24 protein-coding genes are annotated in these 21,955 nt (G+C 64.8%); 6 read left to right on the top strand and 18 right to left on the bottom strand.

Features of this window, described 5'->3' with window-relative positions:
* Window positions 1-66: 66 nt before the first annotated feature.
* The 10 genes from CJ179_RS18350 to CJ179_RS18305 form a co-directional block, all read right to left on the bottom strand.
* Complete coding sequence (locus CJ179_RS18350) at window positions 67-1,374, bottom strand: sugar ABC transporter substrate-binding protein (RefSeq protein WP_179377611.1); 1,308 nt, start codon at window positions 1,372-1,374, stop codon at window positions 67-69.
* Complete coding sequence (locus CJ179_RS18345; protein ID WP_218834829.1) at window positions 1,367-2,539, bottom strand: agarase; 1,173 nt, start codon at window positions 2,537-2,539, stop codon at window positions 1,367-1,369. The genes CJ179_RS18350 and CJ179_RS18345 overlap by 8 nt, the downstream gene beginning before the upstream one ends.
* 430 nt (window positions 2,540-2,969) lie before the next feature.
* A complete protein-coding gene (locus CJ179_RS18340; protein ID WP_072947141.1) occupies window positions 2,970-3,542 on the bottom strand; it encodes a TetR/AcrR family transcriptional regulator in 573 nt (190 codons plus the stop codon).
* 255 nt (window positions 3,543-3,797) lie between these two features.
* Complete coding sequence (locus CJ179_RS18335) at window positions 3,798-4,595, bottom strand: oxidoreductase (RefSeq protein WP_083395783.1); 798 nt, start codon at window positions 4,593-4,595, stop codon at window positions 3,798-3,800.
* Window positions 4,596-4,656: 61 nt separating this feature from the next.
* Window positions 4,657-5,541: an alpha/beta fold hydrolase gene (locus tag CJ179_RS18330; protein ID WP_095862442.1), complete on the bottom strand. Its 885-nt coding sequence runs from the start codon at window positions 5,539-5,541 to the stop codon at window positions 4,657-4,659.
* 25 nt (window positions 5,542-5,566) lie between these two features.
* Window positions 5,567-6,394: an SDR family NAD(P)-dependent oxidoreductase gene (locus CJ179_RS18325; protein ID WP_167372206.1), complete on the bottom strand. Its 828-nt coding sequence runs from the start codon at window positions 6,392-6,394 to the stop codon at window positions 5,567-5,569.
* Window positions 6,395-6,506: 112 nt separating this feature from the next.
* On the bottom strand, window positions 6,507-7,304 hold the full coding sequence (locus CJ179_RS18320; RefSeq protein WP_072947143.1) for an SDR family NAD(P)-dependent oxidoreductase: 798 nt from the start codon (window positions 7,302-7,304) through the stop codon (window positions 6,507-6,509).
* 3 nt (window positions 7,305-7,307) lie between these two features.
* Window positions 7,308-7,772: a nuclear transport factor 2 family protein gene (locus CJ179_RS18315; RefSeq protein ID WP_083395781.1), complete on the bottom strand. Its 465-nt coding sequence runs from the start codon at window positions 7,770-7,772 to the stop codon at window positions 7,308-7,310.
* A 26-nt stretch (window positions 7,773-7,798) separates the two neighbouring features.
* Window positions 7,799-8,899, bottom strand: coding sequence for a maleylacetate reductase (locus CJ179_RS18310; protein ID WP_095862441.1), 1,101 nt, complete (start codon window positions 8,897-8,899; stop codon window positions 7,799-7,801).
* Window positions 8,896-9,792 carry an intradiol ring-cleavage dioxygenase gene (locus CJ179_RS18305; RefSeq protein WP_072947145.1) on the bottom strand — a complete coding sequence of 299 codons (897 nt, stop codon included), beginning with the start codon at window positions 9,790-9,792 and terminating at the stop codon, window positions 8,896-8,898. Before CJ179_RS18305 ends, CJ179_RS18310 begins: the two co-directional genes overlap by 4 nt.
* Window positions 9,793-10,258: 466 nt before the next feature.
* On the opposite strand from CJ179_RS18305, the gene CJ179_RS18300 reads away from it, so the two are divergent.
* A complete protein-coding gene (locus CJ179_RS18300) occupies window positions 10,259-10,678 on the top strand; it encodes a cupin domain-containing protein (protein ID WP_179377610.1) in 420 nt (139 codons plus the stop codon).
* Window positions 10,679-10,836: 158 nt separating this feature from the next.
* Window positions 10,837-11,514 carry a cupin domain-containing protein gene (locus tag CJ179_RS18295; protein ID WP_244163735.1) on the top strand — a complete coding sequence of 226 codons (678 nt, stop codon included), beginning with the start codon at window positions 10,837-10,839 and terminating at the stop codon, window positions 11,512-11,514.
* 66 nt (window positions 11,515-11,580) lie between these two features.
* Here the strand turns inward: CJ179_RS18295 and CJ179_RS18290 are convergent, their stop codons facing one another.
* From CJ179_RS18290 to CJ179_RS18280, 3 genes are read right to left on the bottom strand one after another with little or no spacing between them, the layout of a single operon-like run.
* Entirely contained in the window at window positions 11,581-12,804 is a 1,224-nt protein-coding gene (locus CJ179_RS18290; RefSeq protein WP_083395780.1) for an O-succinylhomoserine sulfhydrylase, read from the bottom strand.
* On the bottom strand, window positions 12,801-13,220 hold the full coding sequence (locus CJ179_RS18285) for a rhodanese-like domain-containing protein (RefSeq protein ID WP_072947168.1): 420 nt from the start codon (window positions 13,218-13,220) through the stop codon (window positions 12,801-12,803). Before CJ179_RS18285 ends, CJ179_RS18290 begins: the two co-directional genes overlap by 4 nt.
* Before the next feature lie 48 nt (window positions 13,221-13,268).
* On the bottom strand, window positions 13,269-13,721 hold the full coding sequence (locus tag CJ179_RS18280) for a hypothetical protein (RefSeq protein WP_072947149.1): 453 nt from the start codon (window positions 13,719-13,721) through the stop codon (window positions 13,269-13,271).
* Between the two features lie 213 nt (window positions 13,722-13,934).
* On the opposite strand from CJ179_RS18280, the gene CJ179_RS18275 reads away from it, so the two are divergent.
* Both CJ179_RS18275 and CJ179_RS18270 read left to right on the top strand, forming a co-directional pair.
* Window positions 13,935-15,326 carry an FAD-dependent oxidoreductase gene (locus CJ179_RS18275; protein ID WP_095862439.1) on the top strand — a complete coding sequence of 464 codons (1,392 nt, stop codon included), beginning with the start codon at window positions 13,935-13,937 and terminating at the stop codon, window positions 15,324-15,326.
* Window positions 15,327-15,471: 145 nt separating this feature from the next.
* Window positions 15,472-16,227 (top strand): amidohydrolase, encoded by a 756-nt coding sequence (locus CJ179_RS18270; protein ID WP_072947151.1) that lies wholly within the window; start codon window positions 15,472-15,474, stop codon window positions 16,225-16,227.
* A gap of 15 nt (window positions 16,228-16,242) precedes the next feature.
* Here CJ179_RS18270 and CJ179_RS18265 read toward each other — a convergent pair whose 3' ends face one another.
* The 5 genes from CJ179_RS18265 to cobF form a co-directional block, all read right to left on the bottom strand.
* Window positions 16,243-17,007: a hypothetical protein gene (locus CJ179_RS18265; protein ID WP_095862438.1), complete on the bottom strand. Its 765-nt coding sequence runs from the start codon at window positions 17,005-17,007 to the stop codon at window positions 16,243-16,245.
* Window positions 17,008-17,103: 96 nt separating this feature from the next.
* A complete protein-coding gene (locus CJ179_RS18260; RefSeq protein ID WP_072947153.1) occupies window positions 17,104-17,586 on the bottom strand; it encodes a DUF456 domain-containing protein in 483 nt (160 codons plus the stop codon).
* Window positions 17,583-18,794 carry a formate-dependent phosphoribosylglycinamide formyltransferase gene (gene purT, locus CJ179_RS18255; protein WP_095862735.1) on the bottom strand — a complete coding sequence of 404 codons (1,212 nt, stop codon included), beginning with the start codon at window positions 18,792-18,794 and terminating at the stop codon, window positions 17,583-17,585. Before purT ends, CJ179_RS18260 begins: the two co-directional genes overlap by 4 nt.
* A gap of 57 nt (window positions 18,795-18,851) precedes the next feature.
* Window positions 18,852-19,718: an Fpg/Nei family DNA glycosylase gene (locus CJ179_RS18250; protein WP_072947155.1), complete on the bottom strand. Its 867-nt coding sequence runs from the start codon at window positions 19,716-19,718 to the stop codon at window positions 18,852-18,854.
* 55 nt (window positions 19,719-19,773) lie between these two features.
* Window positions 19,774-20,514 carry a precorrin-6A synthase (deacetylating) gene (cobF, locus tag CJ179_RS18245; protein WP_072947156.1) on the bottom strand — a complete coding sequence of 247 codons (741 nt, stop codon included), beginning with the start codon at window positions 20,512-20,514 and terminating at the stop codon, window positions 19,774-19,776.
* Between the two features lie 131 nt (window positions 20,515-20,645).
* Here cobF and CJ179_RS18240 point away from each other — a divergent pair, with 131 nt between their 5' ends.
* Window positions 20,646-21,404 carry a thymidylate synthase gene (locus CJ179_RS18240; protein ID WP_244163864.1) on the top strand — a complete coding sequence of 253 codons (759 nt, stop codon included), beginning with the start codon at window positions 20,646-20,648 and terminating at the stop codon, window positions 21,402-21,404.
* Window positions 21,404-21,895 (top strand): dihydrofolate reductase, encoded by a 492-nt coding sequence (locus CJ179_RS18235; protein ID WP_074933895.1) that lies wholly within the window; start codon window positions 21,404-21,406, stop codon window positions 21,893-21,895. Before CJ179_RS18240 ends, CJ179_RS18235 begins: the two co-directional genes overlap by 1 nt.
* Window positions 21,896-21,955: the final 60 nt, after the last annotated feature.

Raw genomic sequence — 21,955 nt, 5'->3', positions numbered from 1 at the left:
AGCCTCAACAGCCGGATCGAGCGAATCGGAAAGGGTCTGACTGAGATTGATTTCCACGGTTCCTCCTCAGGACTTGAACGGGCCGGACCGGTAGCGATCCGCGTAGTCCGCTGCCACTCGACGGAACTCGGTGTTGAAGCCCGGCTCCGAGTACGCTCCGTTGAGGGAACGGCCGGCCTTGTCGAGACCGCGCCAGTGCAGTTCGGGATCGATGGGAATCATCAAGTTCTGGGGATCCCAGTCGCTCGGATTCAGGGTGCGACTCATCTTCGCGACGTCATAGGGCAGTCCGCCTCGGTAGACCTTGTCGTACGCGTCTTCCGCGTTCTCGCGGGTGATCAGGGTCGATTCCTGATACATCATCCGCTCTGGCAGGGTGGGCTTCCATCCGTTGAGCGCATCGAAGGCCGCCACCGCCGAGTAGGCGGCCAGATGTGGCGGCACCGACATGTGCGTGACCGCCATGTTGGGCCCGGTCATGATCTTCTGCAGGTTCTCCTTGTTTCCGTCGATGCCGGAGACTTTGACGTGCCGCATGTTTCGCTCCTCGAGGACACTGAGGACGCCGTTGGCCTGCGCGTCACTCTGCGCGAACACCGCGACCATGTCCGGATACGCAGTGACCATGTTCAGCATCACGGATCGCGACTTCTCGCGATCCCACTCTCCGAACAGGCCGCCGACGAGTTCGATTCCAGGGTTCTCCGCGAGAGCGCGAGCCAGCCCCGCACTCCGGTAGAGATCGGGCGTCGAGCCTCTCAGACCGGCGATGTGAACCACTTTTCCCGTGTTCCCGATCTGCCGAAACAGCTCGGTCGCCACCTCGTACGCGATCTTCTCCGACGGCGGCGTGACGTGAGTGACCAAGTAGTCCCCCACGTCGATCGGCGTCAACCACGGCTGGAGTTCCCACGACGGCACCCAATAGGTCTGATTCTCTTGGATGGTCCGGGCCATCGCGGGAACGATCCCGGCAGTCGCGGGTGCCCCGATCAGCATCCGGCTACCGGTCGCCTTCACGGTCTGCAATTGCCCGACCTGCTTCGCCGGATCGTTGTCGTGGTAGAACTGGCGGGCGTTGCACTGCAACGCCTTCGTGGCCGCCTCGTATCCGGCGTTCCAGCTGTTCCAGTAGTCGTTCGTGAGACCGTAGATTTGTTGCGAGATGCGCCCGGTCTGAAGGTCGATACCAGTCGCCGACTGGATTGTGCCACTCGCGGCGGCTGACTCTCGATTGCAGGCCGCGAGAAGCGGAGCAGCCGCTATGCCGGCGCCTGCCAACGTCGCGAGCTTCAGAAACGATCGGCGGGCAAGAGGATCCCTGAGCCCATTCGCTGCGTTGATGAGCTTCTGCTCGTCGGAAACCCTAGGCATCGGACATCCTTGCCGCGACATCGTAGATTGCGCCGTTGAACGCGCGGACCGGGTCGACGAGGTCCCCGTACGGCTCGTCCTCGTGATCTTTCAGTCCCCAACCGCGGGCGTCATTCTCGATGTAGCCGCACCAGTGCCAACCAACCAACCACGGCTCACCGAGGACGCGGCCAATGCTCTGGACGTAGTCGTCACCACGCGCAGCGTGATCCTGCAGTGCAGTGCGGTCCGGGTTCAGCACGGTGGGGGCACAGTTGCCGATGTCGGCGATGAGGACGGGCTTGTCGATCCCGGCGGACCACTTCGCGAGATCGTTGCGCATCACTTCGTGGTCTTGGCGCTCATCCGTGAAGTACTGGATCGACAGAACATCGATGAACGGCCGCGCGGCGTCGAGAACCGGCTGCGGAATACCCTTGTTTCCGTTGTATCTGTCCCCCAGGATCAGGTGATTCGGATCCTGCGCTTTGATGTGACGGGTCACCGTCTCGTAGTACTTGTGCGCAATCTCGTACAGCCGTTCGTCGCGCTCCCGGGGACTCAGCCCCTGCACCGAGGGAAAGTCGCTTCCGGACGCGTGGGGCAGCCACGCCGGGATGTCTACGAGGAAGTATCCGAGCAACTTCTCGTTGCCGGCCTGGTCGAAGCAGACCTGGCGCGCTTGATACTCGACGAAGTCTTCCCAATCAGACGAGAAAACGTCCGGATGGATCGGGTTGCCGTTCCAATCCTCGATCTGCGCGACCCGCAGGTTCTGAACGAAGGGCATGCCCGCGATCTCGTAGTCAGCACTGCTGAAACCCTGTGAGTGCTGCAAGTCGAAGGTCTTGTTCCAGTCCGTGATCAGCTCCCCACCACCACTGACCCACTGCTGTGTCCAGCCGAGAGTGTTGAAGCCCCAGTCCCTCAGATCGCGGACGACGCCTTCTCGGATCCAGGTCTCGCGGTCGCCGTACTTCTCCCGCCAGATATGCGCGTTGTAATGGTGCTTGAGGTCTGTGTCCTCCGCGTGATTGACACCTGCCGAGAGGAATCCGTTTCCCGCCGGGTCGATGAACCACCATCGGCCGTCGATCCTCTCTACCCTGAAGAAGCCTGTAGCCCTCGAAGTAACCTCGGGGGTCCCGCCCCACGGGTCGAGACGCCTGGGCGCACGTGCACTCATATTGTTCCTTTTCTGGTGATCCGATGTCCGGCCTCGACGAGGCGCAGAATTACCCGAGACAATTACTCTCGGTGAGGTCCGCACTGGGAAAGTTGGGTGATCCCCAACACATTGCGATGCGTGCAAGAGTGCTACGTCACAGATGAATTGTCAACGGCCGAAGGGGGATGCGCGAAGAATTCCCCGGAAGGCAGGATCGAAACCATCCAATATGGGACCCTACCTGCATAAATAGAATAATTCGCCGATCAGACGCGATATTCAGAATTCGTATTCAGAAGGCCTGTTCAGAATCGGTGATCAGAATCGCCGTTCTACGTCTGAACACACGTGAATTCCGCATTTCACTCGGCACGAATAGTTGCAGCTTTACTGGGCCGAAATCTGCTCGACAGCCGGAAATTTCACCTACGGACGGATGATCCGCACGTCACCACGAGGCGACGATCGAATCGACGAGGTCGCGCAGCTCGCCCCTGCTCGTGCCATGCTTCGCCTGCACTGCCATTCCCTGAACGACGGTCGAGACGAACAAAGCAGCCTTAGCCGGCGTCATGCCGCGAGGCAGCGGCTCACGGCGCATTGTCGCGGCGAATCGCGCTTCGAGCGAAGCCCGGGTCTGGTCGCGGCTTCGAATCAGTTCGAGCCGAACATCGTTCGACTCCACGCACGAAAGTGCGGAATTGGTTTCGAGGCACCCTGGAGGCGTGTTCAAATCCGTGTGCAGCTCGGCCAAACCGTAGAGCAGCTTCTCGACGATTCTCCGCGGAGTGGGCTCGGCCAACGCATCGTCACGAAAGGACAGATACTTCTGCTGGTAGCGTGCGACCGCGCGCGCGAACAGATCTTCCTTGCTGTCGAAGACGCGATAGAAGCTGGCCCGGTTCAATCCGGTCGCACAGAGGAGTCCGGCCAGGGACGACCCTTCGTATCCACGGAGCCAGAACAGACGAAGAGCCCCCTCGAGTGCACGGTCTTCGTCGTATCCTCGCGGAGCGCCCATCAGAGCACACACCCGGTCGTTGCCACACATGCAGTTTCACTGCCCAGCAGGAACATCGGTATCTCCAACGAAGTACGCCACTCACGACTAGTACGTTCTAGTAGGGAAGATTAGATTCTCGGACCAGGCTCGGTCAAGGTCACGCCGATTTTCGATCCGGAGAACCGAGTTCGGCGGCGGATCAACAGTCAGTCCGTTGATCCGCCGCCGACGCGGACTACGCCCCCGGAACAACCCGCACTTCACTCGACTCCGTCATACGCTACGCATCGATCCACCGTCGATTGCGTACTCGGCGCCGATCACGGAGGGGCACCGGTCGGACACCAGAAAGCCGACCAGCTCGGCCACTTCAGCGGTCGTGGCCACGTCACCCAGGGGAACACCGCCGAAGAGGCCCATCAACTCCGCCTTCCCCTCATCCAGAGAGTTCGCGAAATCCTGCGACATCTCCGTCTCCACGATTCCCGGGGCGATGCTGTTGACCCGAACTCCGAACGGTGCCACCTCGACGGCGAGCGCCTTGCTGTACGCGGTCAGCGCCGCTTTGCTCGTCGCGTAGGGAACTGAGGCGCCGAGGGCGAATCTCCGTTGGATGGAGCTGATGTGGACGACCGCACCGGATCCCTGGCCCTTCATCGCGGGAACGAGCTCTCGGTCGATTCGGACCGCCGCCATGAGGTTCGTCTCCAGAGCGACGTCCCAGTCGTGCTCCCCCATCGCGAGAACTCCGCCGTCCGACAATGTCGCGGCGCCGGCCGAGTGGACGACGATGTCGATGCCGCCCAGCCGATCCAGCACTGCGTGTGCCACGCGCTCGGCCTCGTCGGGCCGCGTGAGGTCACCGGTGATCAGGTCCGGAAGCAATGGGTTCTGTGCGGGCAGCGAACGGGCCACGGTCGCCACTCGGGCGCCGCGTTCGCGCAGATGGTGGGAGATTGCGGCCCCGATGCCGCGTGAGCCTCCGGTCACCAGGACGCGCTTTCCGTCGAATTCGCCGTGCGGAATCGACTCGGGTGCGGTGTCCCGAACCCCGTTGTCCGATACGGACATGTTTACTCCATTTCACTTGCGCCCCGTGGTGCGCGACCATGCGCACCACTGGCCGTACTGGTTACGCCGGAACTTCTTTCAGGAACGATTGGACAGACTCGAGGAACTCGGCGGGGCGCTCTTCCGGAAGCCAGTGACCGCAGTTCGGCACCACGACGCCGCGGACGTTGTCCGCTACCGCCTCCATCGAGCTGACACACAGATCCCGAATGCTGTTCGCGCCCCCGAGCGCGAGGACCGGAATGGTCAGCTTGGTCTTCGACAGTTCGGCATTGTCGATACCGTCCTGGTAGAAGGCCCGGTACAGCTCGAGCCGCAGACCACCCGGGCCCGAGTAGCTCCGCGCGTAGACGTCGATGTCCTCGTCCGTGATGCCGTCGAGGTTGTACATCTGCATGCGGTAGAACCACCGCAGATACTCGCGCTCCTTACCACTGATCAGCATTTCGGCGACGTGGCTCGCTGCGTGGAACGACAAGTGCCACAGTCGAAGCTCGTCGCGCTGATCCATGAAGTACTCGATGCCCTTGTCCCCCGCGACACCCTTGAGTGCCATTTCGCAGAAGACGAGACTGCGGACCTCGTCGCGGTGAGTCGCCGCGTATGCATACGCGACGGCGGCACCGTGGTCATGGCCCGCGACGTGAACGGGCCCCAACTCGAGCTTCTCCACCAGCTGGTGGATGTCCTGAGCCACCGTCTTCTTGTCATATCCCGTCAGCGGCTTTTCCGGGACGCCGGAGTCGCCCAGGCCACGAAGATCGGGCACGATGACCGTGAAGTGATCGGCCAGCTGGGAAATGACCTTCCGCCACATGTACCAGGTCGAGCCCCAGCCGTGCAGAAGCACCAACGGCGGCCCGTCGCCTCCGCGAACGTAGTGCAACCGGACCTCGTCGAGGTCGATCATGTGATGTGAGAACCGTGGGTCCAGTTCGTATGCCATGGTGATTCCTTTGGGAGAGGGTGTTTCAACGGAACAAGACGCCACCGTTGACGTCGATGGACGCCCCGGTGACATAACGTGCTTCGTCCGAGGTGAGGAAGAGAACAGCGTTGGCGATGTCGACGGGATCCGCCGACCGCCCCAGCGGGATGTGGGCATACTCCTGATCGCGGAACTCTTCGAAGGTGATCGATCTCTTGGCGGCCTCTTCGACCAGGGCCTGGCGGTGCAGGTCGGTGTTGGTCATCCCCGGCGCGACGGTGTTCACGGTGATACCGTCGCCCGCCACCTCCGCGGCAAGGGATTGCGCCAGGACGATGATTGCCGCCTTCGACGCACAGTAGGCAGAGAACAGTGGCTGGCCGACGCGTCCCCAGAACGAGGCGATCAGCACGATCCGCCCGCGCCCCTGCCCCTTCAGTACCGGCACCGCGGCCTTGGCGAACAGGAACGGCCCTGTCACGTTGATGGCGAAGACACGATTCCATTCGGCTTCCGGCAAGGTGACGACGTCAGCGGGGTTGTTCACGACGCCTGCGGCGATGACGACGTTGTCGAATGCTCCGAACTGTGCGGTTGTCTCGGATACGACACGTTCGCAGTCTGCTAGCGAGGTGATGTCGGCAACTGTGCCGACTACGGTGACGGCCGGGTACTCGGCCGCCAGACTCGCCGCCGTTTCGGTGACGGCCGGATCGATGTCGGCTATGACGACGTTCGACCCCTCCTGCGCGAGGCGCTCCGCGGTGGACTTTCCGATCCCTTTCGAACCGCCGACGACGATGGAAGTGTGACCGTTGAAGCGCGCCGTGACTGACGGCTTCAACTCGTGTGCGGCCGCTTCGAGCGACATTGTTGAACTCCTCTGCTGTGATTGTGCGGATTCGAAGGTGTTGTTCTCGCGCATCTCTCGATGAGAGTGTGGAGGTGAGTGGGCGGATCGGCGCGGTGTCGCGTTCGGCGGATCAGAGGATGCTGCCGATCGAGCCACCGTCGACGCCGTACACACTCGAGGTCACGTAGGAAGCCAGGTCCGAGGCGAGGAACACGACGACGTTGGCGACCTCGGCGGGCGTCCCGATCCTCGCCAACGGGAGATGCCGTGACTTCATCTCCGCCTCGATCGATTCCGTTCGGTCGACACCGTGCACTGCGGCGAAGGTGTCTGCGAGTCCGCCTGCGCGCTCCCACATCGGTGACATGATCGCGCCCGGTGCAACGGCGTTGACCCTGATGACGGGTCCTTCGGCCTTCGCCAACGACGTCGTGAGGGACAGGATCGCTGCTTTCGATGCCGCGTAGTCGGGACCGCCGATGATGGGCTGCCGGCCGAGATCTGACGCGTTGTTGACGATTGCTCCGCGCCCGGCGGCACGCATGAGGGGAAGCACGTAGGAGATCGCACGTACCTGGCTCATGAAATTCAGTTCCATGCTGTTCATCCAGTCGGTGTCGGAGAGGGTGTCGAAGACGCCGAGGCTGCCGGCTCCCACGTTGTTGAACAGCACGTCGACCCGGTCGGCGAACGGGTGCAGTACCTGGGCGAAGCCACTCTCCACGCCGCTCTCGCTCGCGAGGTCGGCGACGGCGTAATGCGTGACGGTCCGGTCGAGTTCATCCGACAGTGCCTTCAACCCGGCTTCATCGCGGTCGACCAGCGCCAGGTGCGCCCCCTCGGCGGCGAAAGCCCGTGCGGTCGCGGCTCCGATACCTGATGCGGCGCCGGTGATCAGAACGATCTTGCCGCTGAGGCCAGTATCCATTGTCTATCGCCTCTCTCGAGTCTTGTGTGATGGGGGCAGTGCTGTGTTCAGGTCGTCGGAGGTGTGAAGATCTTCGGCGTCTGCAGTACTTCCGCGGAGCGGAGTCGGCTGGTAGGCCAGCAACCTCCATCCCGAGCCCGAGTACTTCCACACGGCAAGGCAGCGGTTTCGCAGCCTCTTCGGTCTGCCGCCTGCTGTGATGTGGGCGTTCATCTCTCCTACGACGAGTGCGACATCGCCGACGATTCGGACGAAATCGATGGGATGCTCGATCTTGTGGTAGACGTAGAATCCACTGCGCACCTTGTCGAGATACGTCTCGAGGGTGTCGGTGTCGCCTGACGAGTGCGAATAGGCGAGATCGGGATGACACAGTCTCGCGAAGGTGTCGAAATCCTGACCGACTACCGCGTCGTATCGTGCATCCTCGAGTTCGCGGATCGTGAGTGTGTCTGTGGTGTTTGCCATGTGAAGCTCCTGGCTCGACGGCAGAACTATCGTGCCGATTCGGTTCGAAGGTCGGAAACGGTGGGCCGCCGGCCGGCGAGCGCATCCTGCAGGAGGCCCCGGAGGCCTTCCTCGGTCACCTCACGCGGATTCGAGTACGGGTTTCTCAGTGCCTGCTCGACGACGGTGTCGATGTCGCTCGCGGTCATGCCGATCTGCGTGAGAGCGTGCGGAATGGGGAGGCTCTGTGTGAGTTCCCACAGAGCGACCGCCGCCGAAGTATCGGTGTGGAGGGCTCGCCGAACTGCGGCCTGCGCCGCCGGAGCGCTCGACTCGTTGTACGCCATCGAATAGGGCAGCACGATCGCGTGTGTTTGCGAGTGGGGCAAGTTCAGCGACCCGCCGATCGCGTGGCAGAGCTTGTGGTGGAGTGACATGGTGGTGGCGCCGAGACTGGCGCCGCACAACCACGCGCCGTACAGGGCTCGAGTACGGTGGTCGATGTTCTGTGGATCTGTGACCACTCGTGGGAGCGCCTCGGCGAAGGCGCGAATTCCCTCCTCTGCCATCAGTGAGATGATCGGCGACGCATCCGGCGCATACAGGGCTTCGACCGCGTGGGCCATTGCATTCATCCCACTTGCCGCCGACAATTCGGCAGGAAGTGTGGTGGTGAGTCCCGGGTCGTACAGGACGAGTGCGGGGAGCACGGACGGGCTCGAGCCGGTCTGCTTGTGACCGTCGCGAGTCGAGCCCCAGACCGGCGTCATCTCCGATCCCGCGTACGTGGTCGGAATCGCAATGATGGGCATTCGGTGTTGGAGCGCAATTGCTTTGCCCAGTCCGACTGACGAGCCACCGCCGACCACGACGCACGCGTCCGCACCACGGTCGACTGCGAACCGGACGGCATCGTCGGCCACTTCTACCGGTACGTGCATCTCGGCTCTGTCGAAGATGCCGGCGCCGCGGTCGTCGAGACGGGCGAGCACCGATTCCGCCACGGTTCGTTGCTCCGGGGTGCAGACGACGATCGCCCGCTCGATTCCAAGCTCTGCGATGTGCGATCGAAGTTGGCCGAGTACATCGATACCGAAGCGAACCCTCATCGGGAGGGCGGTGTATCCGAATTCGGACTGGAAACTCATGACGAGGCCACCATCCGTTCGCCCTCTTGACTGAGAGTCACATCGAAATGCACTGCGCGATAGGGACTGTCGAACTCCAATTTCGCGGCCCGGTCCGGATCGTCGATGACGACGAACTGGCGGATGAGGCTTTCCTTCACACCGAACACGACGTCGGAGTCCAGGTAGGCGCTGTCGTCGACGAAGAGATGAGTGGTGACAGGCTGATACCCCTCGGCGGCGACGATGAAGTGCATGTGCGCGGGCCTGTTCGGATGACGGCCGGTCCGTTCGAGAAGCACACCCACGGGCCCGTCGTCTGGAATCGGATAGAACCGCGGGACGATCGTCCGGAACCAGAATCTTCCGTCCTCGTCGGTACGGAACAATCCCCTGAGATTGCGATGCGGTTGAATGGCCGGCTGCTGGACGTCGTAGAAGCCGTCCGCATTGGCCTGCCACACGTCGACGGTCGCACCGGCCAGGGGTGTGCCCTCCGGCCCCGTGACCCGTCCCGTCACGAGGCATTGCTCCCCGCCGCCGTCGAGCGCGATGTTCGCGCCGAGTTCGCGATCCGGGGATTCCACCATGTGAAACGGCCCCAGCACCGTCTGCTCGGTCGTATCGTCGAGCGCCCGGTGGTTGATGGTCTCCACCAGCGTCGACACACCCAGCACATCCGACAGCAGAATGAACTCCTGCCGCACGTCGTTGCAGCTCTGCCCGGTTGCGGTCAGGAAGTCGACTCCTACTCTCCACTCCTCGTCCGTGAGCTGGACCTCCTTCACGAATGCGTGGAGGTGCGTCACCAGCGAACTCAGGATCTCGCGCAACCGCGGACCGGTGCCGTCGCCGAAGCTGTCCACCACTACCTCGGCGGAGCGTTCCTCACTGAACAATCCTCTACGGCTCATGTTCGGCCGTCCTTCCGTCAACGTTCTCGACACTTCAACCGGCTCCTATGCCGTTCAGTGCGGGCGACCCCTCGTGGGGTACCGCACCCAGTCCGTTGCCTTCGATGGGAACGGGGGGAGCATCAAATTTCACTCACACTGAATATTGTGACATGGAGCATGCCCATCCGGAAAGGGATTGTCAACTGCACTGAAATTCCTGGAGTCGCGCGCCACACGAATCCCGATCGACAGTGACGCCAGTGGACACCCGGGAACAATGCCGAAGAAATCGTGGTTGAACTGTGTCGACTCTAGTGAGACGCGGGGACGGCGCAGCAGGCCGATGATTGACAGCCTCGCCAGCCTGAGTGCATGATCGAGTTCAGAATATTGAGCCAGAGTGAAATCTATGTCGGACCCCGCCACCGCGGGCGTCACAGGATTTCGACAGTCGCTTCACAATCACCCGCACAACAGGAGAATCATGTTCATCAAGCGTGCCGACCAACTCGAGCCGGAAATTGTCCACGACACCGGCGCTGTCTATTGGATCGTCCCCGAGGGATCCATGCGCGACGAGACCGAAGGGTCGTCGTTCTTCGACTTCGTCTCCGAATTCACCGTGCAGCCCGGCGCCCAACTACAGCCGCACTACCACGACACTTTCGAGTTCTACTACATCCTCTCGGGCCGGGCGGTCATGCAGATCGAGGACGAGGCCAGCCATGTCCAGCGGGGAGACCTCGTCAAGATCCCGCGGAACGCCCGGCACACCATCTGGCCGACCGGCGACGAAGAGATCCGCGCGCTCTGCTTCTCGACGTCATTCCAGGCGCCCGGTGAGCGATTCGTCCCGTGCGAATTGCCACGGGTCGAACCCGCCGCCGAACCCACCCGGCCCTGACAGCGACCCCACAAGGCTGAGATTCATCGACACTGAAGCATCAATCCACCATTGCACGATTAATGTAGTCTCATTGTCGAGATTCGGTCTTCGGAGGCCTCGCCTCGCGAGAACATGAAGTGATAGTGGACAGGGCGTCAGTGAGAACGGAGCCGGCAGTGGACGAAGCAATTGGTGTTGCCTTCAAGCGAGCGCGTCTGCAGAAGAAGATGTCGCTGCGCCAGGTAGCGGAACCGCTCGGAATCTCGACGAGTCTGCTGTCACAGGTCGAGAACCAGAAGACTCAGCCCTCGGTCAAGACCCTGTTCGGGCTCGCCGCAGTGCTTGGTGTGTCGCTGGACGAGATCGCCACTGGCGGTACCGGATTGGACGGCGCGGAAGTCAGACTCGCGCAGAACCAGGACGCTGCCGCCGGTATCCAGCGCGCTGTCGACAACCCCGTGCTCGAGATGGAAAAGGGGGTCCGTTGGGAGCGCTTGGCGACCGGCGGGCGCACCGACATCGAACCCCTCTTCGTAACCTACGAACCGGGCGCCTCGAGTTCCGTCGACGGCAAATTGATGCGGCATGCGGGGGTGGAGTTCGCCTACGTCCTCGAGGGCACGCTGAGGCTCAAACTGGATTTCGACGAACACGAACTGCGGGCCGGGGATTCGTTCTGCTTCGATTCGTGCCGCCCACACCTCTTCTACAACGCCGGCGACGTTGCTGCACGCGGTGTCTGGTTCGTCTTCGACAGCGTAAGTCGATCGAGTGATACGACCGCGCTGAACGGCGCGTTGCGCGCCCGAGGCATCGAGCCCGGCAGAAGCACGTCGCCCCACGCACCGCTCTAGGCCCTCCGGGCTCGTGCGCCTTTCTGGTTGCTGGAACAACCAGAAAGGCGCACGGGCGCGAAGCGCCTATCCCAGTGCCTGCTCCAGGTCGGTCAGGAGGTCGGCGGTGTCTTCCAGTCCGACGGACAGCCGGACGACGCCGTCGGTGATGCCCACTGCCGCACGACCTTCCGGGCCCATCGCCCGGTGGGTGGTGGTGGCCGGGTGGGTGATGAGCGACTTGGAGTCGCCGAGGTTGTTGGAGATGTTGACCAGCCGCAGGGCGTCGAGGAGTTCGAACGCCCGCTTCTTCGCTTCGCTCTCGGGCGCGTTCAGCGCGAAGGTGACGACGGTGCCACCGCCGCTCATCTGCCGCTTGGCGAGGTCGTACTGGGGGTGCGACTCGAGATACGGGTACTTGACCCAGTCGACGGCGGAGTGGCCCTCGAGGAACTGGGCGATCTCCAGTGCCGAGCCGACGGAGTGCCGCACCCGGATCGGCATCGTCTCGAGCCCCTTGAGGAGCGTCCACGCGTTGAACGGGCTCAGTGCCGGCCCGGTGTGGCGCATGAGGTTCTGGACGGGTCCCTCGATGTAGTCCTTCGGACCGAGGATCGCCCCGCCGAGCACGCGGCCCTGGCCGTCGATGTGCTTGGTGCCGGAGTAGACGACGATGTCGGCGCCCAGTTCCAGGCTGTGCTGCAGCAGCGGGGTCGCGAACACGTTGTCGAGCACGACCTTGGCGCCGGCGGCGTGTGCGAGTTCCGCCACCCGGGGCACGTCCACGAGTGTCTGCATCGGGTTCGATGGTGTCTCGAAGAACACCGCGGTGGTCGGCTCGGACAGAGCCTTCTCCCATTGGTCGAGGTCTTCACCGTCGACGAACACCGTCTCCACACCCCAGCGGGGCAGGATCTCGTTGCACACCACGAAGCAGGAGCCGAACAGGCTGCGCGCCGCGACGAGTCGGTCGCCTGCCTTGAGCAGCGCACCGAGTGCGGTGAACACCGCGGACATTCCGCTGGCGGTGCCGAAGCAGGCCTCCGCACCCTCGATGAGGCGCAGCCGCTCCTCGAACATCTTGACGGTGGGGTTGCCGTACCGGGAGTAGACGAAGTGGTCGATGTCGCCGGTGAACGACGCCTCGGCCGCTCCCGCGCTCTCGAACACGAAACCGGAGTTCAGGAAAATCGCTTCGGACGTCTCTTCGAAGCCGGAACGGAGGGTTCCTCCGCGCACGCTGATCGTGCCCTGGCCGATGTCGTCCGGCAGCGCCTTCTGAAACGCGCCGCCTTGAGGAATTGCACTCACCACTGCCTCCACGGCAGGCCCAGAGCCCGCCAGCCGACCGCCCCACGATGACCGTCGGCGTCCAGGCCGCCTTCGAAACCGTCGAGCACGTTGTACGACGGGCCGATGCCCGCCGCTGTCGCGGCTTCCGCCGCACCGATGGACCGCTGGCCGGAGCGACACAGGAAGATCACCGGGGCGTTGTCGCCGCCCGCGATCCCGGCCTCCTTCAGCTGGTCCACGAAGTTGTCGTTACGACTGCCCGTCGGGTAGCTGACCCATTCGATCAGCACGGTCTTCCGCCCGAGGGAGGTCGTGTCGGGGACTCCGACGTATTTCCACTCGGCGTCCGTCCGCACGTCTACCAGCACCGCGTCGGGATTGTCGCGGAGCAGCTCCCAGGCATGCTCCGGCGTTATGTCGCCTGCGTAACTCACCATGTCAGCTTTTCACAACCCTGTTCTGTGCGCCCTTCCGGGCAACGGTCAGTTGCAGACGACCCATGTCTCGCCGTCCCGCGTCAATTGCCAGGTATCCGTCGTCTCGCCCTTGCCGTCGTCGGCGCTGACCCGGACCTCTGCCCGGGCACGGTCGCCGTTGACCTCGGACGACTCGACGCCCTGCAGCGTGACGTCGCCTTCCCTGCCCCGGAGCACGGACCGGTCGTCGGACCACGTCGGGCAGACCAGCGTCTTCTGCAGATCGGCGTCGTCGTGGTTGTGGGCCTGGATGAAGTCGGCCACCGAACGGTTGATGCGGTCCGCTTCCGTGACGTTCTCGTCGGCGGGCGAGAGCATGCTGGACACCACGATGGCGACGAGGATGACGACGATGACGGTGACGGCGGCGATGAACGGCACCGCCGTGATGCGCCGGGGATCCACCGGATCTTCCGCGCCTCCCACGTCGTGCTGAGGCGATTCGCTCGAACCGGACATGACTTCCCTTCGATCTCGGCTGGCCACGAGTGTATAGAGCTGCCCCTACAAATCGTGTTTGTGACCCCCCAACGCGGAGGCGACTACCCTCTACAGGCGTGAGTCCCGAGAATGGGCTTTGCCCTGTCTGCTGCACCTCGGCCACCCGATTAGGCTGGGCTTAATTTAAGCTGAGGTTTCGTTGTCCGCCCTTCAGAAGGTAGTTCGCTCCAGATGACTGATCAGACACGTCCGTTGCGCGTTGCGATCGTGGGTGCCGGCCCCGCCGGTATCTACGCAGCCGACGCACTCATGAAATCCGATGCCGCGTCTGACGGCGGGATCAGCATCGACCTCTTCGAGCGGATGCCTGCCCCCTTCGGTCTGATCCGGTACGGCGTCGCCCCCGACCACCCGCGCATCAAGGGCATCATCACCGCCCTGCACAAGGTGCTCGACAAGCCGTCGGTCCGCCTGCTGGGCAACATCGACTACGGCAGCGACATCACCCTCGAAGACCTGCACAGCTTCTACGACGCGGTGATCTTCTCCACCGGCGCCAACGCCGACCGCGCCCTCAACATCCCCGGCATCGAACTCGACGGCAGCTACGGCGCCGCCGACTTCGTCTCCTGGTACGACGGCCACCCCGACGTCCCGCGCACCTGGCCCCTCGAGGCCGAGAAGGTCGCCGTCCTCGGTGTCGGCAACGTCGCCCTCGACATCGCGCGCGTCCTCGCCAAGACCGGCGACGAACTGCTGCCGACGGAGATCCCCGCCAACGTCTACGAGGGACTCAAGGCCAACAAGGCCGTCGAGGTCCACGTGTTCGGTCGCCGCGGACCGGCGCAGGCCAAGTTCACCCCCCTCGAGCTGCGTGAACTCGACCACTCGCCGACGATCGAGGTCATCGTCGATCCCGAGGACATCGACTACGACGAGGGCTCCGAGCAGGCGCGCCGCAACTCCAAGCAGGTCGACATGGTCGCCAACACCCTGCAGGACTGGGCCATCCGCGACGTGGGCAACCGCCCGCACAAGCTGTTCCTGCACTTCTTCGAGTCGCCCACCGAGGTGCTCGGCGAGGACGGCAAGGTCGTCGGTCTGCGCACCGAGCGCACCCAGCTGGACGGCACCGGCAACGTCAAGGGCACCGGCAAGTTCAACGACTGGGACGTCCAGGCCGTGTACCGCGCCGTGGGTTACCTGTCGCAGAACATCGCGAAGCTGCCGTTCGACGAGCAGGCGGGCACCGTCCCGAACGAGGCCGGACGCGTCATCGCCGACGACACCGCCGAGGGCACCGCCCGGTTCATGCCGGCCACCTACGTCACCGGCTGGATCAAGCGCGGCCCGGTCGGCCTGATCGGCCACACCAAGGGCGACGCGAACGAGACCGTCGCGAACCTGCTCGAGGACCGGACCGGCTTCCCCGAGCCCGCGAACCCGGGCGAGGACGCGATCATCGAGTTCCTCGAGGGCAAGCAGGTCCCCTACACCACCTGGCAGGGCTGGTACCGCCTCGACGCGCACGAGCGCAGCCTGGGCGAGCCCGAGGGCCGCGAGCGGATCAAGGTCGTCGAGCGTGAGGACATGCTCAAGGCCAGCGAGCCCGACAAGGCCTGATCTTCCGACTCGGTGCGAAGGGAACCTCCCGCGGGAGGTTCCCTTCCGTCGTCTCGGACCAGGTGTCTCCGGATGGCCGCGAGGCTCACCCCGGTTGCCGACGCGATGCCCCGCGCCGTCGCCCGCAGAAGGCAGGATATGAGTCGTGTTTGACGCCCACGTTCACATCATCGATCCCCGGTTCCCGGTGGTCGAGAACCACGGCTACCTTCCGGAGCCGTTCACCGTCGCCGACTACCGGGCCCGCACGGCAGGCTTCGGCGTGGACGGCGGCGCCGTCGTCACGGCCTCGTACCAGGGCACCGATCAGAATTACCTGAAAGCCGCGCTCGAGGAGCTCGGCCCCAGCTGGGTGGGCGTCACCCAGATGGAACTCGACACCACCGACGAGAGCATCCTCGAACTCGACCGCGCCGGGGTCCGGGCCGTCCGGTTCAACCTTCGGCGCAGCGCGACCGACGTGAAGCTCCTCACCAAACAGGCCCTGCGGGCGTACGAGCTGGCCGGCTGGCACGCCGAATTCTACGTGGACGCCACGCTGCTGCTGTCGCTCGAGCCGGTGTTCGCGAAGCTGCCCGCCGTGTGCATCGACCACCTGGGAATGTCGACGCGGGGCCTGCCGTACCTCCTCGATCTCGTCGACCGGGGAGTCCGGGTGAAGGCCACCGGGTTCGGGCGGACCACCATCGAGAACGTCGGCGACGTGCTGCGCAAGATTCACGCCGTCAACCCCGAGGCGCTGATGTTCGGCACCGACCTACCTGGCAGCCGATCCCGAAGAGTGTTCCAGGACAGCGACATCGACATCGTCGCGGACGCCGTCGGCGACGACTTCGACAAGGTCATGGGCGGCAACGCGCGCGCGTGGTACCGCTGCGACACTCCGGACGGACGCTGCTAGCACGCACGCCCCTTGTCAACAGCCTTCCATCTGCACGCTGTTCATCGACACCATCTCGGCCACCGGCGGCGTCTGCGGTTGCGCCACCAACCACGTGTTGTAGTTCTGCATCTCGTCGCAGTCCAGCTGTTCGCGTCGTTCAGCGCGCCGCTCCCGCTGCCGATCGTCCATCTGGTCTTCGTTCCGGTCGACGGCGATGCCACCGGTGGTCGAGCCGTTGGCCTGCCGTTCGAGCCCGCGGACGCCGTCGGGGGTCATGATCCAGCCGAGGGTGTAGTCGGTGCCGTCGTGGTTGGTGGTGGCCCGGAACAGCCCGTCCTCCGCGGCGACAGGTTTGGCGGTGAACGCCTTGTCGGCCATGCCCGGCGCGCTGACCTGCCCCGTCACGGTGCCGTCGCTCATCGACGCCGTGAGCGTCGCTCCGTCCGGCGAAGACATCGACGCTTTGTCACCCTCCATGGTGCCGGTCATCCACGTCCACATCTGGTCCCCGTCGCACAGGAAGGCGACCATGTCGTCGCCCGACCTGGCCAGCGCGATGTACGCGTCGGTCCCGTCGACCGACCCGACGTACGTCGGGTCCATCTGCGGGGTCATCACGAAGGGTGACGGAATCTTCTCCATCATGTTCGACGCGGGCGCCGCTTCGCCGCTGCTCGTGGCCTCCGCGGCGCTGGTGGCGCTCGGCGCGGACGAGTCGGACGAGTCGTTGCCGCAGCCACTCAGTGCGAGGGTCGCGGCAGCGAGCGGAGCCAGGATCCAGGTCGTCTTCTTGTTCACGGCGCATTCCTCCGCTAGCCGGGAAGATCAACATCCGCATTTCATCATCGCAGGTGGAGGTCGCTCCTGGATACCCCCGGCGACGATTTCGGCGACCTACGTCGCGACCACCGCGGTCAGCCACACCCCCGACGCGATCAGGGCGCCGAGCAGTTCGATCAGCATCGACAATCCGACGGCCTTGCACGCATGCCACGTCGACGCCCACGCCCGGTTGTGGGCGCGCAACCGGTACAGCTCGGCCACATACGTTCCCGCGATGAACCCGAGAAACAGTCCCACCACGGGAACGACGAAGAACCCCACGATCCCGAGCAGCCCACCGACGATCAGCGACACGTTGGGCACGCCGGCGCTGCGCATCCGCTTGCCGGGCCAGGTGTATTTGACGACACCGCTGATCACGAGGAACAGCGTGGCGACCGCGAACACCGTCCACGCCGTCGCACCGCCGGTCAGGATGGCCCACACCAGGATTGCGGCGAAGATGAGGATCGTGCCGGGCAGGATCGGGATGACGATCCCGACGAGCCCGACCACGATGGCCAGGCCGACGAGGACTTCTGCGCCCGGACTCACGCGACGGGCTCGACGCGGGACGCCGCCTCCCGCGCACGGCTGCGGGCGGTCTCGACGTCCGGCCCCGTGGACACGGCGACGCCCATCCGCCTCCGAGCGAAGCTCTCCGGCTTGCCGAACAGCCGCAGGTCCGTCTGGGGGACGGCCATCGCGTCGGCGACACCCTCGAAGCCGATCCCGGCGGCATCGAGTTTTCCGTAGATCACCGCGGACGCACCGGGTGTCGTGAGGGTGGTGTCGACGGGCAGTCCGAGGATCGCGCGGGCATGCAGTTCGAACTCCGAGAGTCGTTGCGTCCGAAGGGTGACCAGTCCCGTGTCGTGCGGGCGGGGACTGACCTCCGAGAAATACACGTCGTCGCCCTTCACGAACAGTTCCACGCCGAAGATCCCGCGCCCGCCCAGCGCCGACGTCACCTTCTCCGCCACCTCGCGCGACCGGGCGAGCGCCGTGTCGCTCATCGGCTGCGGCTGCCACGACTCCACGTAGTCACCCGAATCCTGCAGATGCCCGATCGGCTCGCAGAAGAAGGTGCCCACCTCGCCGTCGGAGCCGATCGCCCGGACGGTGAGCTGGGTGATCTCGTAGTCGAAGTCGACGAACCCCTCCACGATGACGCGGCCGTAATTGACGCGGCCGCCCGCGAGCGCGTAGTCCCAGGCCTTCTCGACGTCGTCGGCGGCACGCACCGTGGACTGCCCCTTGCCGGACGAAGACATCACCGGCTTGATCACGCAGGGAAAACCGATGCGTCCGGTGGCCGCCCGGACCTCGTCGAGCGATTCCGCGAACTCGTACGGCGACGTGGGCAGTCCCAGTTCCTCCGCCGCGAGGCGCCTGATCCCCTCGCGGTTCATGGTCAGCTGCGTCGCCCGCGCGGTGGGCACCACGACCGCGACGCCGCGCTCCTCGACAGTGGCCAGCGCATCGGTGGCGATGGCCTCGATCTCGGGCACCACGAAATGCGGCTTCTCGGCGTCGACGAGCCGAAGCAGCGCCTCGGGGTCGCTCATGTCGATCGTGTGCGCGCGGTGCGCCACCTGATGGCCCGGTGCGTTGTCGTAGCGGTCGACGGCGATCACCTCGACCCCCAGCCGTTGGAGGGCGATGATCACCTCCTTGCCCAGCTCACCCGACCCGAGCAGCATGACCCGGGTCGCGCCTGCCGTCAGAGGGGTACCGAACCGTCCGGGTGCCTGTTCACGCATGGTCACAACTATATGCGGGCACAGTTTCTCTATGCGGGCGCGGTTTCGCACCAGCGCCTACTTCAGCAGCCGCGACATCCGGCGGTCGGCGAGCACCTTGCCTCCGGTCTGGCACGTCGCGCAGTACTGAAAAGACTTCTCCGCGAACGACACTTCCCGCACGGTGTCACCGCAGACGGGGCAGGGCAGACCGGTTCGGGCATGGACGCGCATCCCGGACCGCTTCTCCCCCTTCAGCCGTGCCGCGTCCTGGCCGAGCGACCTGTCGACGGCGTCGGTGAGCACGGAACGCATCGCGTCGTACAGCACGTGCACCTGGTCTTCCGGCAGGGTGCGTGACGTCGCGAACGGGGAAATCTTTGCGGTGTGCAGGATTTCGTCGGAGTAGGCGTTGCCGACGCCGGCGAGCAGCGACTGGTCGACGAGCGCGTTCTTGATCCGCGCCGACGTGGTGGACAGCAGCGCCGCGAACTCGGGTTCGGTGACGGCGAGGGCATCGGGCCCGAGCCGGGCTATCCCCTCCACCTCCTGCGGGTCGTGCACCAGCCACACCGCGAGCCGCTTCTTCGTGCCAGCCTCGGTCAGGTCGAACGCCGGCGTCGCGCCCTCCGGGGTGAAGAAGTGCACCCGCAGCGCCAGTGGGCCCTTGCCCGGTTTCGGCGGCGCAACAGACGGGTTGTCGGTCCAGCGCAGCCAGCCCCCACGCGACAGGTGGGTGACGAGCCACAACCCGGAGCAGTCGAGCGCGAGGTGCTTGCCGAACCGGGCGGCACCCGTGACGTCGCGGCCCTGCAGGGCGGTGATCGGGGGGTCGAACGTCTTCAGCACGCTCAGGGCCGCCACGTCCACCCGGCCCACGACCGCTCCCACGGCGTGTTCACGCAGGAACTCGGCTAACGCCTCCACCTCGGGCAGCTCGGGCATGTTCCCAGGCTAACGGCATGTGAGCGGGAAAGTGTGCTCCTCCACACTTTCGCACTCACCTGCGGAGGAGGTAGGTGTCCATGATCCAGCCCTTGCGTTCGCGCAGTTCGGCGCGCACCCGCTGGATCTCGTCCTCGACGTCGCGCAGGCGACCGGAGATCAGCACCTCGTCGGGGGTGCCCAGGTAGGCGCCCCACCAGATCTGGACGTCGTCGCCGGGGACCTGCGTGAACGTGCAGTGGGCATCGAGCATGACCACCGCGTTGTCGACGCCGTCGGGCAGCCCCTCGGCGAGGCGGCGTCCGGTGGTGACGTGGACGGGTTCGCCGATCCGGTTGAGCACGATCCGATGCTGGGCGGCCAGCGACTGCACGCTGGTCACGCCCGGGATCACCGAGTAGTCGAACGACACGTTGCCGCGGGCGAGCACCCGCTCGACGATCCGCAGCGTGCTGTCGTACAGCGACGGGTCGCCCCAGACCAGGATCGCCCCGACCCCCGGCTCCGACGCGAACTCGGCCTCGAACAGCGCCGCCCGGCGCTCGTGCCAGTCGTCGACGACACCCTCGTAGTCGGACGGCGTGCGGTCGCGGGGCGGGTCGACGATGTCCACGACGCGGTACGGGCCGGCGACGTGCTCCTCGAGGATGCCGGTGCGGAGATCGACGAGGTCCTGCTTCTCGTCGCCCTTGCCGATGACGAAGAACACGTCCGCCTTGTTCATCGCCTTGATCGCCTGGACCGTCACCTGGTCGGGGTCGCCGGCGCCGATTCCGATCACGAAGAGTTCACGCATGTGGCGAGGCTAACGCTCGTGCGCCTTTCCGGTTGCTCCAGCTACCGGAAAGGCGCACGGGTGGCGGAGCCGCCTATGCTCGTACCGTGACATCTGTGCCGACCCCGTACGAAGACCTGCTCCGACTCGTCATGGACACGGGCACCCCGAAGGCCGACCGCACCGGGACCGGCACGAAGAGCGTCTTCGGGCATCAGATGCGCTGGAACCTCGCGGACGGGTTTCCGTTGATCACCACGAAGAAGGTGCACCTCAAGTCGATCGTGTACGAACTGCTGTGGTTCCTGCGCGGCGATTCCAACGTGAAGTGGCTCCAGGACAACGGCGTCACGATCTGGGACGAGTGGGCAGACGCGGACGGCGAACTTGGCCCGGTCTACGGCGTGCAGTGGCGCAACTGGCCGACCCCGTCCGGCGAGCACATCGATCAGATCAGCCAGACCATCGAGACACTGAAGTCGAACCCGGATTCGCGTCGCATCATCGTGTCGGCGTGGAACGTCGGCGACATCCCGCAGATGGCGCTGGCGCCGTGCCACGCGTTCTTCCAGTTCTACGTCGCGGACGGCAAGCTGTCGTGCCAGTTGTACCAGCGCAGCGCCGACATGTTCCTGGGCGTGCCGTTCAACATCGCAAGTTACGCGCTCCTCACCCACATGGTGGCGCAGCAGGCCGGGCTCGAACCGGGCGACTTCATCTGGACAGGCGGCGACTGCCACATCTACGACAACCACGTCGACCAGGTCACCGAGCAGTTGAGCCGGGAGCCGTTGCCGTATCCGACGCTGAAACTGAACCGGCGGGATTCGATCTTCGACTACACGTTCGAGGACGTGGAGATCGTCGACTACCGGCACCATCCGGCCATCAAGGCGCCGGTGGCCGTCTAGTGGCCCGCGAGGTCAAGCTGGTCTGGGCGCAGGGTGTCGGCGGCGTCATCGGTCGCGACAACACGATCCCGTGGCACGTCCCCGAGGACATGGCGTACTTCAAGAAGGTGACGCAGGGCCACCCCGTGATCATGGGCCGCAGGACGTGGGACTCGCTGCCCCCGCGATTCCGGCCCCTGCCGGGTCGGCGCAACATCGTGATCAGCCGTCAGCCCGACTGGGCTGCGGAGGGGGCGGAGTCCGCCGACGGCATCGCCTCGGCGCTCGCGCTCACCGACGAGGACGTCTGCGTCATCGGCGGCGGCCAGATCTACACGGCGGCAATGCCGTTCGCCACGCAGCTGCTGGTCTCCGAGATCGACGTGACGATCGACGGCGACGCCTGGGCACCCCCCATCGACGAGTCCTGGCACGCACAGGACACCGGTGAGTGGCTCACGTCGGCGAAGGACGGCACCCGGTACCGCTGGATCACCTACACCCGGCGCTGACCGGCCATCTGTTTGCCACCGCACCGTTACCCCATTCGACGGGTGACGATGGGCGCAGTG

Origin of the sequence: Rhodococcus sp. ACS1, from assembly GCF_002300155.1 — a bacterium.
Classification (GTDB): Bacteria; Actinomycetota; Actinomycetes; order Mycobacteriales; family Mycobacteriaceae; genus Rhodococcus_F; species Rhodococcus_F koreensis.
This window is presented reverse-complemented; position numbering and strand designations above follow the sequence as displayed.